Source organism: Asticcacaulis aquihabitans, assembly GCF_032490435.1.
Classification (GTDB): Bacteria; Pseudomonadota; Alphaproteobacteria; order Caulobacterales; family Caulobacteraceae; genus Asticcacaulis.
Genome location: NZ_JAVGWM010000003.1, coordinates 267,698 through 282,429, shown reverse-complemented (window position 1 = coordinate 282,429; position 14,732 = coordinate 267,698). Strand labels below are relative to the sequence as shown.

Annotated in this window: 14 protein-coding genes; 10 read left to right on the top strand and 4 right to left on the bottom strand. The window is 60.1% G+C overall.

All coding sequences use genetic code 11. The features are described from left to right. Nucleotides 1–331 precede the first annotated feature (331 nt). From sdhC to RCJ00_RS11960, 5 genes are all read left to right on the top strand, one after another. Nucleotides 332–745: a succinate dehydrogenase, cytochrome b556 subunit gene (gene sdhC, locus RCJ00_RS11980; protein WP_316222165.1), complete on the top strand. Its 414-nt coding sequence runs from the start codon at nt 332–334 to the stop codon at nt 743–745. Then, entirely contained in the window at nt 742–1,128 is a 387-nt protein-coding gene (sdhD, locus tag RCJ00_RS11975; protein WP_316222164.1) for a succinate dehydrogenase, hydrophobic membrane anchor protein, read from the top strand. The genes sdhC and sdhD overlap by 4 nt, the downstream gene beginning before the upstream one ends. 4 nt (nt 1,129–1,132) lie before the next feature. Further along, entirely contained in the window at nt 1,133–2,938 is a 1,806-nt protein-coding gene (gene sdhA / locus RCJ00_RS11970) for a succinate dehydrogenase flavoprotein subunit (protein WP_316222162.1), read from the top strand. Nucleotides 2,939–2,948: 10 nt separating this feature from the next. Then, the gene (locus RCJ00_RS11965) at nt 2,949–3,722 is read left to right on the top strand and encodes a succinate dehydrogenase iron-sulfur subunit (protein ID WP_023456194.1); all 774 of its coding nucleotides are present in this window, start codon (nt 2,949–2,951) and stop codon (nt 3,720–3,722) included. A gap of 150 nt (nt 3,723–3,872) precedes the next feature. Beyond that, nucleotides 3,873–4,193 carry a 2Fe-2S iron-sulfur cluster-binding protein gene (locus RCJ00_RS11960; RefSeq protein WP_023456193.1) on the top strand — a complete coding sequence of 107 codons (321 nt, stop codon included), beginning with the start codon at nt 3,873–3,875 and terminating at the stop codon, nt 4,191–4,193. A gap of 8 nt (nt 4,194–4,201) precedes the next feature. Here RCJ00_RS11960 and RCJ00_RS11955 read toward each other — a convergent pair whose 3' ends face one another. Then, nucleotides 4,202–4,831 carry a YajG family lipoprotein gene (locus RCJ00_RS11955; RefSeq protein ID WP_316222161.1) on the bottom strand — a complete coding sequence of 210 codons (630 nt, stop codon included), beginning with the start codon at nt 4,829–4,831 and terminating at the stop codon, nt 4,202–4,204. Nucleotides 4,832–5,027: 196 nt separating this feature from the next. Here RCJ00_RS11955 and creD point away from each other — a divergent pair, with 196 nt between their 5' ends. Together creD and RCJ00_RS11945 are read left to right on the top strand one after the other, a co-directional pair. Next, nucleotides 5,028–6,395, top strand: coding sequence for a cell envelope integrity protein CreD (creD, locus tag RCJ00_RS11950; RefSeq protein WP_316222159.1), 1,368 nt, complete (start codon nt 5,028–5,030; stop codon nt 6,393–6,395). Between the two features lie 16 nt (nt 6,396–6,411). Continuing rightward, nucleotides 6,412–7,446 (top strand): HPP family protein, encoded by a 1,035-nt coding sequence (locus RCJ00_RS11945; RefSeq protein ID WP_316222157.1) that lies wholly within the window; start codon nt 6,412–6,414, stop codon nt 7,444–7,446. 47 nt (nt 7,447–7,493) lie between these two features. On the opposite strand, the gene RCJ00_RS11940 is transcribed toward RCJ00_RS11945, so the two are convergent. Further along, nucleotides 7,494–9,941: a PAS domain-containing sensor histidine kinase gene (locus RCJ00_RS11940; protein WP_316222155.1), complete on the bottom strand. Its 2,448-nt coding sequence runs from the start codon at nt 9,939–9,941 to the stop codon at nt 7,494–7,496. A gap of 187 nt (nt 9,942–10,128) precedes the next feature. Between RCJ00_RS11940 and RCJ00_RS11935 the strand changes: the two genes are divergently transcribed. Continuing rightward, complete coding sequence (locus RCJ00_RS11935; protein ID WP_316222153.1) at nt 10,129–10,701, top strand: hypothetical protein; 573 nt, start codon at nt 10,129–10,131, stop codon at nt 10,699–10,701. 50 nt (nt 10,702–10,751) lie between these two features. Here RCJ00_RS11935 and RCJ00_RS11930 read toward each other — a convergent pair whose 3' ends face one another. Then, on the bottom strand, nt 10,752–11,327 hold the full coding sequence (locus RCJ00_RS11930; protein WP_023456188.1) for an ActR/PrrA/RegA family redox response regulator transcription factor: 576 nt from the start codon (nt 11,325–11,327) through the stop codon (nt 10,752–10,754). 5 nt (nt 11,328–11,332) lie between these two features. Continuing rightward, nucleotides 11,333–12,730: an ActS/PrrB/RegB family redox-sensitive histidine kinase gene (locus RCJ00_RS11925; protein WP_316222150.1), complete on the bottom strand. Its 1,398-nt coding sequence runs from the start codon at nt 12,728–12,730 to the stop codon at nt 11,333–11,335. A gap of 12 nt (nt 12,731–12,742) precedes the next feature. On the opposite strand from RCJ00_RS11925, the gene RCJ00_RS11920 reads away from it, so the two are divergent. Then, nucleotides 12,743–13,360, top strand: coding sequence for an SCO family protein (locus tag RCJ00_RS11920; RefSeq protein WP_316222149.1), 618 nt, complete (start codon nt 12,743–12,745; stop codon nt 13,358–13,360). Nucleotides 13,361–13,475: 115 nt separating this feature from the next. Next, complete coding sequence (locus RCJ00_RS11915) at nt 13,476–14,726, top strand: polyhydroxyalkanoate depolymerase (RefSeq protein ID WP_316222148.1); 1,251 nt, start codon at nt 13,476–13,478, stop codon at nt 14,724–14,726. The last annotated feature ends 6 nt before the right edge of the window (nt 14,727–14,732 follow it).

Below are 14,732 nucleotides of genomic sequence, written 5' to 3'. Positions count from 1 at the left end.
TACGGGATACTCTCAGGGGATGGGCGTTACTGTCGGTATTGCGGAACCGGGACCACGGAACTATGAGCTAATCAGCGGGTTCTTAAGAATTCTTTCACCCTGTGAGTGAACAACAGGAATTTGTCGAAGCTGGGGCAGACACATTCATGTGATGGTCCGGCAACGATGCAATGCTGCGGATGCGAAGCGTTTGCAGTGCGCGCCTTTAAAATAATGGCTTTGAGCATGGAAAGCTTGATTGACAGAGCCGTTTCAGGGTCTAAAAGACCCGCAAGTGTAACGTTCCCGGTTGCTTACTCGCACCGGTACAAGACATGGGTCAAGACCGCAGATGTCGACAATGCCTCCCCATACGCCGCGCCGGCCGCTTTCGCCTCACCTGCAGATCTGGCGCTGGCACACCACTATGTTCAGCTCGATCCTGCATCGTGTCACCGGATCGGCGTCCGTCGCCGGCGCGATCCTGATCGCCGCCTGGCTGGTATCCCTGGCGCTTGGCCGCGAAGCCTATACCTGCTTCCTGAGCCTGGCCTCCAAGCCCCTCGGCCTGCTGGTCTGGTTTGGCCTGTCGCTGGCCGGCTTTGTCCACCTCACCGGCGGTCTTCGCCACCTGATCTGGGACACCGGCACGGGCTTCGAGCCGAAAAAGGCCGATCAGATCGCCCTCTTGACCATGGTTCTGGGCGTCGTTCTCACCCTCGCCTTCTGGGCACTTCTCTTCGCAAGCGGCAAGGTGACGCTATGAGTGACAATCGTGATGTCGGCGCCCGTTCGTCGAAAGACTGGAAAAAATCGGCCCATCACGGCGCCGGCGAATGGCTGGCCGAACGTGGCACCTCGCTGGCCCTGATCCCGCTGACCCTTTGGGCGGCCTATGCCGCTTACAGCATCGCCGGTGGCGGTTTCGACGCGGCCCTGGCCTTCGCCAAACTGCCGCTCAATGCCGGCCTGATCGCGCTGACCATGCTGATTTCGGTGTGGCACATGTATATGGGCGTCAAGGTCATCATTGATGACTATCTGGCCGGCCCCATGCGCGGCGTTTCCATCTTTCTTACCTTCCTCCTGAGCGCCGCCCTGGTCATCGCCACCGGCATCGCGCTCTGGCTTGTACATCAGGCGGCTTAACCCCATGGCCCAGAACAACGCTCAAAAGCCGTTCAACATTATCAATCACGAATATGACGTGGTCGTCGTCGGCGCTGGCGGTTCCGGCCTGCGGGCCGCGCTCGGCGCCGGTCAGGCGGGTCTTAAGACGGCCTGTATCACCAAGGTTTTCCCGACCCGCTCGCACACCGTGGCCGCTCAGGGCGGCGTCGCCGCCAGCCTGGGCAATATGGGCGAGGACAAGTGGCAGTGGCACATGTACGACACCGTCAAGGGGTCGGACTGGCTGGGCGATCAGGACGCCATCGAATACCTGGTCCGCAATGCGCCGGAAGCCGTTTATGAGCTGGAACATTGGGGCGTGCCGTTTTCGCGCACCGAAGACGGAAAGATCTATCAGCGTCCCTTCGGCGGCATGACCAAGAATTTTGGCGAAGGCCCGGTGCAACGCACCTGCGCCGCCGCCGACCGGACCGGCCACGCCATGCTGCACACCCTGTACGGTCAGTCGGTGCGCAACAATGTCGAGTTCTTCATTGAACATTTCGCGCTGGACCTGATTATGGACGACGGCGTCTGCCGTGGCGTCACCACCTGGCAGCTCGATAATGGCGACATTCACGTCTTCCGCGCCCACCTGGTCATTCTGGCCACCGGCGGTTATGGCCGCGCCTACTTCTCCGCGACGTCGGCCCATACCTGCACGGGCGATGGCAATGCCATGGTACTGCGCGCCGGCCTGCCGCTACAGGACATGGAATTCGTCCAGTTCCACCCGACCGGCATCTACGGCTCGGGCTGCCTGATTACCGAAGGCGCGCGTGGCGAAGGCGGCTATCTGACCAATTCGGCCGGTGAGCGCTTCATGGAACGCTACGCCCCATCCGCCAAGGACCTGGCGTCGCGTGACGTTGTTTCACGCTCGATGACCATGGAAATTCGCGAAGGACGCGGCGTCGGCCCGAAGAAAGACCACATCTTCCTGCACCTCGATCACCTGCCGCCGGAAATCCTGCACAAGCGCCTGCCGGGCATCTCGGAATCGGCCAAGATCTTCGCCGGCGTCGACGTGACCAAGGAGCCGATTCCGGTCATCCCGACCGTCCACTACAATATGGGCGGCATCCCGACCAATTATCACGGCGAAGTCCTGACACTGAAAGACGGCAACCCCGATACGGTCGTGCCGGGTCTGATGGCCGTGGGTGAAGCCGCCTGCGTGTCTGTGCACGGCGCCAACCGCCTCGGCTCCAACTCGCTGATCGACCTGGTCGTCTTCGGCCGCGCCGCCGGCAAACGTGCCAAGGAATTGGTCACTCCCAACTCGGCGCACAAAAACATCGGCACCACTCAGGTCGATGCGCACCTGTCGCGCCTCGATCGCTTCCGCAACGCCGCCGGCGCGACACCGACCGCCAAGCTGCGCCTCGACATGCAAACCGCCATGCAACGTGACGCCGCCGTCTTCCGGACCGGTGAAACCCTGCAGGAGGGCGTCAGGCATCTCGGCGAGATTCACGCCGCGTCGCGCGATCTTGGCATCAAGGATCGCGGCCTGATCTGGAACACCGACCTGGTCGAAGCGCTGGAATACGACAACCTGATCAATCAAGCCGTCGTCACCGTGAACTCGGCGGCCAACCGCGAAGAAAGCCGTGGCGCCCACGCCCGCGAAGACTTCCCGAATCGCAACGACGATGTCTGGATGAAACACACCCTGATGTGGATCGACACGCAGACCGGCGCCGTGCGCACGGACTATCGTCCCGTGCATACCTACACCATGACGAACGACATCGCCTATATCGCGCCTAAGGCGCGTGTGTACTAGGAGCGTATAGATGGTTGAGTTAACCCTCCCCCGCGATTCAAAGATCAAACCGGGCAAGCGCTACAAGGCGGCCAAGCGGACGAAGACGACGCGGACCTACAAGATCTACCGCTTCGATCCGGATTCGGGCGAAAATCCACGCTGGGACACCTATGAGGTCGACAGCGCCGATCACGGCCCGATGCTGCTCGACAGCCTGATCCACATCAAGAACAATATCGACTCGACGCTCAGCTTCCGCCGCTCCTGCCGCGAAGGCATCTGCGGGTCCTGCGCCATGAATATCGGCGGGCGCAATACGCTGGCCTGTACCAAGGGCCATGACGAGTTTTCCGGCGATATCACCATCGCGCCACTGCCGCACATGCCGGTGGTCAAGGACCTTGTCCCCGATCTGACCGGTTTCTACAACCAGTACGCCTCGATTGAGCCCTGGCTTGAAGCCAAGACGCCGGACCCCGAAAAGGAACGCCTGCAAAGCCCGAAGAACCGGGACAAGCTGGACGGCCTTTACGAGTGCATCCTGTGCGCCTGCTGCTCGACCTCGTGCCCGAGCTACTGGTGGAACCAGGACAAGTATCTGGGCCCGGCGGCCCTGCTTCAGGCTTACCGCTGGATCGCTGACTCGCGCGACGAAAATCAAAAGGCGCGCCTGGAAGCCCTGGAAGATCCGTTCAAGCTCTATCGCTGCCACACCATCATGAACTGCGCGCAGGTCTGCCCCAAGGGACTCAATCCCGCCAAGGCGATTGCCGAAATCAAGAAGATGATGCCGGCGAAATAAATTTGCCGGAGGCGGTTACCAGCAAATTTGGTGTTTTTCTTGCGGGACTTACCCCGCACCTTAATTCCGGATCGGGCATGACGCCGCCTCTCGCCCGATTTGACCGTATCGCTCCGCTAAACGGCGCGTAACGAAGGACGTTTCACGACTATGGCCAAGATCACCTATATCGAACATACCGGCACCGAACACGTCATCGAGGTCAAACCGGGACAGAGCGTCATGGAAGGCGCGGTCAAGAACAACATTCCCGGCATCGATGCCGATTGCGGCGGGGCCTGCGCCTGCGCCACCTGCCACGTCTATGTCGACGATGCCTGGACCGGCAAGACGGGAACGGCCTCGGTCATGGAAGAATCGATGCTGGATTTCGCCAACGACCTACAGCCCAATTCGCGCCTGTCGTGCCAGATCATCGTATCGGACGCCCTGGACGGCCTGATCGTCCGCATGCCGGAAAATCAGCACTGATCGGGGCCCTAAATCCGCAGCAAGGTGAACCGCGCCTCATCTGCGCCAGCATCGCGCGGCCAGAACAGGGACACCGGACCGCATTTCCCATCGGTTAGCGTAATGGCGATCGGCCCGTTAAATCCGGCATCCACGCCCCGCTCGGTTACTGCCTTGGTTTCACCCCGCGCCCACAGGGTCTGGCGTACTGCCACACCGTCGGCGTTGCACAGCGCCGCCTGGCGACCGCCATTTGCCGCCAGTATGATGTAGGCACTTTCCTTATCGCCATTGGGACGATCGACCTGTGCCATCACCTGCACGAAATCGCCGTAGGTCGCGTCGCGTACGGTTTGCCAGCAGACCGTATCGGGCAAACCGTCGCCGTTGACGTCGAAATGCTGCCGGCGGACCTGTCCGGACCCATCGCTGCATCCCGCAGACAGGTCAGCGTGCCAGTCGGCATAGACTGCGGCGGTCGGCTGCGGCCGGACAGCCGTACGAAGCGGTGCCGGAGCCGGGGCCGATGACATAACCGGCGTTGAGGCCGATGAGACCGAAACCTGAACCTGAGGTGGCTTGGCCGTCTCATCGCGTTGTTGACATCCCACCAACGCCAAGGCGCAGGCGCAGGCGAGCGTTAAGGCTACAGGTTTCATGGTCCCTCCTATGGATTGCGCCGCTTCCATAGCATCAAAATGAACGTTGTTCAAATAATAATTGAACATTGTTCACAAAATGATATCTTTGGACCGACAGAGCCTTTGCCTGTCCTTCGAGGGAATCTTATTCATGTCCACAACACCTATCCCAGAACACCCGCCTCGGTCCGCCTATCCCGCATCCGGCCGATCTATGATAAGCCGTAGCAAGGGCGCCAAGCTGCTGATCGTTTGCGTCCTCGCCGTGCTGATGTCGGTACCCGCCGGGTTTGTCTTCCTGTTGCTGCTCGACCGCACCCACCGCGCCGAAGAGGTAACGCGGGAAATCGGTGACAAGGTCGGCGGTCCGCAGACCTTCTTAGGCCCGGTGATTACCGTGCCCTATGCAGGCGGCCCCCGGCTAGACACTACGACCACCGGCAGCAAATCACCGATTCAGACGGGAACACTCGTCGTATTCCCCATTGTCGGCAACGCCATCGCGACCAGCAAGAGCGAGGTCCGTTCGCGCTCCCTGTTCCGCGTGCCGGTGTACGCAACGGATCTGCACTTCACCGCTCGTTTTGACCTCAGCCGGGTCGTTGCACCGGCCGGCGCGACACTGGACTGGAGTCGGGCGCAACTGGTTTCGGGCGCATCGGACTCACGGGGCGCCCGTAAGGACATTATCGCCACCGTCGACGGGCAATCCTTGACGCTGGCACCCGCTCCCGAAGGGGCTCAGAACATGACCACCGATGGCGGCAACGGATCACTGGACCTGTTTTCGACACCGCTGACTATAGATCCGGCCCGACCGCATGACGTCACGCTCGATATGAGCTTTACAGGCGCTCAAAAGCTGGGTGTGCTGGCCTATGCCAAATCGTCCGAAGTGACCCTGTCCGGCGATTGGAACACGCCCTCTTTCGGCGGCGGCTTCCTGCCTGCCAGCCGCGCCTTTCATCACGACAGCCAGACACCGGTCATGAAAGGTGAGGAAGACCTCAAATCCGGCTTCCGCGCCACCTGGTCGGTGCCTTTCATCGCGCGTGGCCTACCCGCCGTCATCTCTCTCGACAGTTTGGCAAGCTTGGGTAAATCGGAGCTGTCAGTAGCGTTTGTCGAAAACACCAACCCGTATCAGAATGTCGCCCGTTCGCTTAAATATGCCCTATTGTTCGTAGGCCTGGTTTTCCTGACCTATTTCGTATTCGAAAGCACATCAAAACGCGACTTCCATCCGGCGCAATATATTCTGGTCGGGCTCGCCCAGATAACCTTTTACCTTCTACTCCTGTCCTTGTCTGAACGTATCGGTTTCGACTATGCCTTCCTCACGGCGGCCGCTGCGACAGTGACCCTGATATCCAGCTACGCTGGCATGGTGTTCAAAAGCCGTTTGCGCGGTTTTGCCGCGCTGATCATCTTTTCATTGCTATATGGAATGATCTATACGCTCATGCGCATGGAAGATTACGCGTTGCTGATTGGCGCCGTGGCGGCCTTCGTGGTCATCGCAGCCGTCATGATCCTGACGCGCAATATCAATTGGTACGGCAAGGAACCAGAGACTGCCTGACGTCGTTAAAAATGACTTGAAAGCCTTTTTTGAGGCCTTCATTCCGCCGCCCACGCGTATTGACGCCCGACAGCGCGCCATTACCATGGGCGGCGCCTTTGTTGGTATTCTGCTGACGGCTGTAGTCTGCGGCCTGATCGAGGGCCACTTCGATCTGAAATGGTGGCTGATGGCGCCGCTCGGCGCCTCCGCAGCCCAGGTTTTCGCCGTTCCTGGCTCACCCATGTCGCAACCATGGCCGATCGTTGGCGGCCACCTTCTGTCCGCACTGGCGGGCCTGGCCTGCGTCCATCTGATCGGCGTCAATTCACTGAGCGCGGGCTTGGCGGTCGGTCTGGCGGTCATGCTGATGCTGTCTTTACGCGCCCTTCATCCGTCCGGCGGCGGCACGGCGCTGTTCATTGTGATTTCGCACACCAGCGACTGGCATTTCATCCTCTTTCCAGTCATTGCCAATGCGGTCCTTTTGGTCGTGCTAGCCATTGCCTGGCACCGCCTGACCGGTCAGGGCTATCCACAGCGCCAGACCATCAACGGCCCGCATCAACTCGCTCTGCACCGCTTCAATCCGTCCGATCTCGAAGCCGCCCTTCTGACCTACAACCAGGCCCTGGATATCAGCCGCGAGGATGTCGAAAAGCTGATAGAGCTGACGGAGATGCAGGCCTATCAGCGTCTGGCCGGCGAAATCACATGCGGCGCGATCATGAGCCGCAAATTACGCACCATAATGCCGCGAACACGGCTTGGAGAAGCCGAAGTCATCATGCTGCGTCACGATATCAAGGCCTTGCCCGTGCTGGACGACGATCGCCGGCCGATCGGGTTGTTGCGGCTTGACGATACCTCAACCTCGGATCGTACCCTGACCGCTGACAAGATCATGCGCCAGTCGTTCGCGCGCGTCAAAGCCACCGACCCAGCGACAGAATGCCTGCATATCCTGGCCCGCGGCGACCGACGCCACGTCCTGGTCGTGGACGCCGATAGCCGGCTGGAAGGCTTGATCAGCAAATCAGACCTTATGCGCGCCCTCTTCCACGCCGGCTAATCCGTCCCGTCGTGGATTCGCGCAGGGGTTAGCGCAGGCCAGTAGCCCTAAGCGACACTGGCAACCGTGCCGTCGTCCGCGTCGGAAGACTTGGCTTCGGTCGATGCTTTCGGGGATACGGTCGACGCTATTTCGGAGGGGGCCATTTCGGGAACAGATTGACCGGCCCGGCTCTGTCCCGGCAGATGAATTTTGAAACTGGCGCCTTCGTTCGGTTCCGACTCCAGCGTGATCCAGCCTTCGTGCAGCTCAACCAGCGCCTTTACCAGCGCCAGCCCCAGGCCCGGTCCGCCGCGTTCACGGCCAATATAGCGGTCGAAAATATGCGCCTGAACGTGATAGGGAATACCGCGCCCAGTATAGGCCACTTCCAGAATCAGGTTGTCCTCGTCCTTGCGCGCATCAAGTCGAACCGATCCGCCGCTTGTGGCATTGCGTATAGCGTTGCCGAGCAGGTGTTCCAGGCATTGTCCCAACCGCTTGGCGTCAACGCGCACCACGCCTGTTTCCTTGACTCCGGAATAGTCGAAATGAACACCGCGCGCCTTGAATGTATCGGCCAGCCGCGTACCGACCTCGGCGACGATATCGAGCAGGCGAACATCTGTCCGGGTGATCGACATTTCACCGGCATCGATCTGGGCCATGTCGAGGACGTCATCGATCGAACGCGCCAGTTCCTGCGCTGCCGATTGAATCGAATCCAGGAATGCTTTCTGCTTCGGATTGTCGTTGGTCTGCGCCTGCAGCAGGTCGGCATAGCCGACAATGGTCGTCAAGGGCGTGCGCAATTCGTAGGATACATTGGCGACGAAGTCCCGCTTCAGTCGGACCGATTCATTCAGCGCTTCGTCGCGCGCATCAATGGCTTTTTCCAACTGGCGCGTGGCGGTGATATCGGAGAACGCCACCAGGGTCGCACCGTCAGGCAAGGGCTGCGTACGCCATTGCGCCAGACGGCCATCCGAAATCTTCACCTCGCCCAGTTGCGGCGCCCGGGCCAGCGGATCGGTATCGGTTACCCGCGCCTTCAGTTCAGCCCAGAAACCGCGGTCATGCACCAGCGGCAGGCATAATTCCGCCAGATCGGCGAAATCCATTACCGCCGTAATGTCTTCGGCCTGAAGATTCCAGAACTTGTCAAAAGCCAGGTTGCGCAGGCGCAGGCGGCCGTCGGAGCCATAGACCGAAACGGCATCGTTGAGCTGATCGAGCGTTGATTTCTGCACCTGGATGAGCGCGTTGAACTGTGCCTTCAGCTTCAGTTCGCCCGTCTTGTCCGAAAACAGGATCAGCAGCCCACCAAGCGGATGCGGCTGGCGCACGACGCGCAGGGAGCGGCCGTCGGGCAGGCTCCACATTTCATCGTCAGCGGTATGGGTCAGCCCGAAGAATTCCGACTCGCGCGTCTTGAAGCCGCTGTAATCGCTGGTTTCCGGCAGGCGGCGTTTCTGACGCAGACGATCAAGCCATTCCCCATGGGTCGGACGTTCAGCCAGCCAGGCCGGTTCCAGGTCCCACAATTTTTCAAACGCGCGATTGTGGAAGGTCAGTTGTTTCTCGGCCCCGAAAATGGCAACCGCATCTTCGAGCGCATCCAAGGTTTCATCGTGCGCCTTGGCGTGACGCTTCAGCGCCTCACGGCTTTCCTCGGCTTCCGTGACATCCAGCACATAGGCACAGACATAGGCTTCGTTGAGCGGCTCGGCGATGACCTGGAAGGCGCGGCGCTGCCCTCCGACGGTCAGCCAGCGGAAGCCTTCGCGACGTGTCCGCTGCTCAAGCGCTTCAACGACAAGACCATCGACATTGCGGTCGAGCGTCAGGTTGGCCTGCACCGCCTGTTCGAGATTGGTCGCTTCAACCGCCTTCAGCCAGGCGGCATTGGCCCAGACCACGCGGCCGTCGCGGGCGCAAATCCAGCATGGCGCCGGCAGGTGTTCCGCCATCTGTGCGAAGGGTCCGGACGATAGCGAGGCGCGTGCGCCGGCAATGGCCAGCCGGATCCAGGCGGTGGCGCCAGACGACTTGCCCTCTACAATGACGGTCAGGCCGGCATTTTTTTGCTGCCCGTCGCCGGTCAGGCCCTTCGGCGTCTCGGCAAAGACTTCAAACCGGCACCACTTACCTTGAGAGATCAGTTCTTTCAGACCGTCGGCCGCTTCGGCGGAGGTATCACCCAGGGCCCGCACGACCTGTGGCGCGATGTCGCCATCGGCCGCCTTGATACCCAGCGCCTCGGCGCATTGTTGCAAGGTATCGTCACCCCAGACCAGGCGAACCGTATCGCCTTCAACAGCCAGGAAGGCTTCGTCGAAGGCCGTCGTCGCGGCATCAAGTTCGCGCAACATGAGGTCTTTGGCCGTAAGGTCAGCCTTCAGCGTTTCGCGAGCCTTGGAAAAACGGGTGCGGTTGCGCAGGGCCAGCCACGTGGTGGACAGGGCCAGAGCCATGCCGCCAGCGGCAGCGGTATAGGCGATAGTGGCAATAGCCATAAGGGCATCCGCATACGAATCACTGAAAATCCGACTATAGAGCAAGTTGTGGAGGCTGTAAAAAAACGCTCCTGCGAACGCCCCCCGCCAACACCTCAAAATAAATTTTGCAGGTCCAATGAACGAAAAATTTGCCACAACGGGGTATTAGGGTCTAGGTTACACCCCGATCAAAACGTGAACATCCATGCCGCTTATCGCCTATCCCATTGCCACGGACGCCCCGGATGTCCTGACCCGGCTAAAGGCCGGTACGCTGGCGCGCGCTGTGCGCGAAAAGGAAGCGGAAGTGACAGCCGACGCGCGTGTCGCCTTCGTTACGGAGCCAGCGGGACCGGTTTATGAAACCAAGGACGCAGCCCTGGCGGCCTATGCCGGCCTGTTGATCGACGACAATCGCTTCTGTCAGTTGGTCTGCCGGCCTCGCGAGGTCAAGCGGCTTGCGTCCAAGCCGCTCAAACCGGTTTTCAAGGACGGCGAACGGTGGCCCAAAAAAGATCCTGTGGCGACCGTTTGGCAATTGTCGGTCAGCTATTGGAAAATTCTGACTATGGCCCAGGTTCGGGCGGCCGGATTGCCGCCCATCGGTCAGGCGCGCCATCTGCGCAAGAAATCGACAGGCAGGGATTTAACCCCCGAAGAGATCATGGCGCTATCGCAAAGCCCGCTTCTGGCCGCACGGCCACAAAAGGCGCTCGATTTCGGCCTGTTCGATTTTCCACTGCCGGAAAATCCCGGCATCATCATCGCGGACGAATAACACCCGCAAGCCAGCATTCCATGCTTCAATCCGTACAGGACGCGCTTGCGCTATTTGGGGGCGCGTTTGGCCAGGATCCGTTGCAAAGTTCGACGGTGCATATTCAACCGGCGCGCGGTTTCCGATACGTTTTGACCACATAGCGCGTAGACGCGCTGGATATGTTCCCAGCGCACGCGATCGGCCGACATCGGGTTTTCCGGCGGCGGCGGCGCATGATCTTCAACGGCCAGCAGCGCCTTCACCACGTCGTCAGCGTCGGCAGGCTTGGACAGGTAGTCAATAGCCCCCGACTTCACCGCAGCCACGGCGGTGGCGATATTGCCATAGCCAGTTAACATGATTGCCCGCGCATCAGGGCGCTTCTTGTGCAGGGCCTCTACTGCCTGGAGACCATTGCCGTCTTCCAGACGCATATCCATCACCGCAAAGGCGGGCGGTGTCGCGGCGATGATGTCCATGGCCTGATGCACGCCTTCCGCGACGATGACCGTAAAGCCGCGCGTTTCCAGTGCCCGCGCCAGACGCGTACGAAACGGTGCATCGTCGTCCATCAGCAACAGGGTTTTGTCGCCCAGTCCAGCAATCGCGTTTTTCAGCGTCTCATGAGGGTCGGAAGCGTCCATGGCAGTTACCTTTCGCCTTTCGGCACTAAAATATCGATTTGGTCGCGCGGCCACAAGGCCCGGACATAGGCGCCGCCTTCCGGCCGATTGCCGAAGGTGACCGTAGCGCCCGTATGTTCGCACAGAGTCTTGGCGATGAAAAAGCCCAGGCCCATACCGGAATGGCTTTGTTCGCCCAAAATCTTGCCGGGTTTCTGGCCCGGCTCAACCTGATACCGCGAAGAAATATAGGGTTCCCCCAGGCGCGACAATATGTCGGGCGAAAATCCAGGCCCATCGTCTTCGATAGCGAGGCTGACATAGCCTTGCGTGACTTCAGCGACGATGTTGACTTCGGAGCGCGCAAAATCCACGGCGTTTTCGATGAAGGCCGAAAAGGCATGAAGCCATTCCGGGCGGCGGCGTATCAGCACGCGATTGCCGGCATCGTCGATGTCATCGGCCTCGACGGAGATGTGGATGGCGACGCGCGCGCTGCGGTACGGTTGAGCGGCACTTTCCAGAAATGCGGTCACCGGCATCTGGTCGTAGACACTATCGCGTGTTTCGGGCCGGGCAGACAGCGCTTTCAGGATATCGCGGCAGCGCTGGCTCTGCGAAACAAGCAGCTCAGCGTCTTCACGCAAGGGGTCGTCCGGCTTCAGGCTATGCAGCATCTCCTTGGCGACGACCTGAATGGTGCCAAGCGGCGTGCCGAGCTCATGCGCCGCCGCTGCCGCCAGACCGCCCAGCGCCGACAGCCGGGTTTCCTTTTCAAGCACGGCCTGGGTCGCGGCAAGGGCGCGCTCCATCCGCGCCGATTCAAGCGCCGCCTGCCAGGCGTAACCGGCGGTGAAGACGATACCAACGAGAATCGCGCTTAAGAAACCGATCCGGTACATATGCGGCATGACGAATGTCAGGCCCGGTGTCCACGGCAGGTCGAGGGACCAGAAGGCCAGCGCAATCGTCGCGCAGATAGCCACCACCACAACCACCAGGCCATGCCGCGTGGGCAGGTTGGCCGCCGCCACCGTGGCGGGCGCGATAAGCATCAGGCAAAAGGGGTTGTTCAATCCACCGGTGACACCGAGCAGCAAGGCCAGCTGTATCGCGTCAAAACTGAGTTGCACGGCTGCCTCCCAGCCGCGCGCCCGCTGCGTGAACCGACGACCGAGCGACAGAATCAGGTTCAGCCACGCGCTGCCCATGATGATGCCCAGGCATAGCCATAGCCGAATGGGATAGCCGAAACCGAACGCGATCACCAGCACCATGGCCGTCTGACCCAGCACGGCCAACCATCGCAGCATGATCAGGGTGCGCAGACGCAGATGATCCTTTTCCCCAGCGGCAATAGGCGGTGCGACATCCGAGCCGTTTAAAAAGGCAGAGATTTGGGTTAGGGTCTGGTTGACGAACACGAAAGTCCCTTCATGACCAAATTCCGATTGGCCGTAATCGCCGCCGCCTTCCTTTTGCTTATCGGCCTGGCAGCCGTCAACTGGTACAACAGCCTGCATCCAAGGGCAAATGGTGTTGTGTCGCAGGTCGACCCGAACGGCAGGCAAATCGGAGGCGCTTTCCAACTGGTCGACCAGGATGGCAAGCCGGTTGATGACTCGCTCCTGAAAGGCAAATGGACTGCCGTCTTCTTCGGCTACACCTATTGTCCGGACGTCTGCCCGTTGACCCTTCAGTCCCTGGCGCGAACCAAGGCGGCCATGGGTGATAAGGCCGATCGTCTGCAAATTGTCTTCATAACCGTCGATCCCGAGCGCGATACACCGGCCAACCTCAAGGCCTATCTGGCCAGCGGCGGCTTCCCCAAAGGCGTCATCGGCCTGACCGGTACCCGCGAGCAGGTCGAGAAGGCGGAAAAGGCCTATGGTACCGTCGCCAGCAAGGTCGGCGAAGGCGATACCTACACCTACAACCATACCTCACTGGTATATCTGATGAACCCGCAAGGGCAATTCAGTGGCCCCTTGATGCGCGACTTGACCCCCGAGCAAAGCGCCAAACAGATCGAGGACGCAATGCGGGGCCGGTAGAGGCCGCACTGGATTTGGTGCGGCGCAGCATATTTTTATTAAATTCGTCTCGTAATGAATTGGCAGGACTACCATGTTAGTGTTAGTTAACGCTAACGGTAACAGAGTTCCCATCATGCTTTATTCGTTGCACGAATATGCCTATTACACCGCCGCACCCATGCGGGCGCTGGCGCAGATGACCCGGGACTTCTGGGGTTCGCCTCTCAATCCGGCATCGGATACGGCTATCGGCCGGACCCTCTACGCCTCGGCGGAACTGTTTAGCAACGTCACCAAACGATACGGCAAGCCTGACTGGGGCATTGATAAGGTCCAGATCAACGGCAAGGACGTACGGGTGTCAATCATCGAGGATTGGGTCAGTCCCTGGTGCCGCCTCCTGCGGTTTCAACGCGACGCCTCGGATCTGCGCCGAGCCAAGCGTAAGACCAGCGCGCCGGCGGTTTTGATCGTCGCTCCGTTGTCCGGACACTATGCCACCTTGCTGCGTGGCACGGTCCAGGAATTCCTGCTCGATCATGACGTCTATATCACCGATTGGATCAATGCGCGTCAGGTGCCCGTTCTGGAAGGCCGTTTCGACTTCTATTCCTATATGGACCATATCCGCGACATGCTGACCGCCATCGGTTCGCGCACCCATGTCGTGGCGGTTTGCCAACCGGGGCCACCCGTTCTGGCCACTGCCTGCCTGATGAGCGAAGACAACGATCCGTGCCGCCCGGCGTCCATGACCTTCATGGGCTCGCCTATCGACGCACGTTTCAATCCAACCGTAACCAACGATCTGGCGCAGGAAAAACCGTTTACCTGGTTCAAGTCGAACATGATCCATACCGTGCCGCCGCCCTATCCCGGGCTCGGCCGTCGCGTCTATCCCGGTTTTGTTCAGCTCTACAGCTTCATGAGCATGAATGAAGAGCGCCACACCGACGCCCACTGGGATTACTTCAACTCCCTCGTCACCGACGATGGCGATGGCGCACAAAAGCATCTGGAATTCTATGACGAGTACCTGTCCGTTCTCGACCTGACCGAAGAATTTTACCTTCAGACCATAGACCTGGTGTTCCAGAAGTTCGCCCTGCCCAAGGGAGAGCTGGTCCATAAGGGGCGCGTGGTCGACACCAAGGCCATCACCGACATCGCCCTGATGACGGTCGAAGGCGAAAAAGACGATATTTCGGGCGTCGGCCAGACACAGGCCGCCCACGCCATGTGCCCTAACATTCCGGAAGAGCAGAAACTTCTGTATGTTCAGAAGGGCGCAGGTCACTACGGGGTCTTCAACGGTCGTCGCTTCCGTGAAGAAATCTACCCGCGCATTCGCGACTTCATCGCTCAAAATGATAAGCTCGCTTAAGGCGCT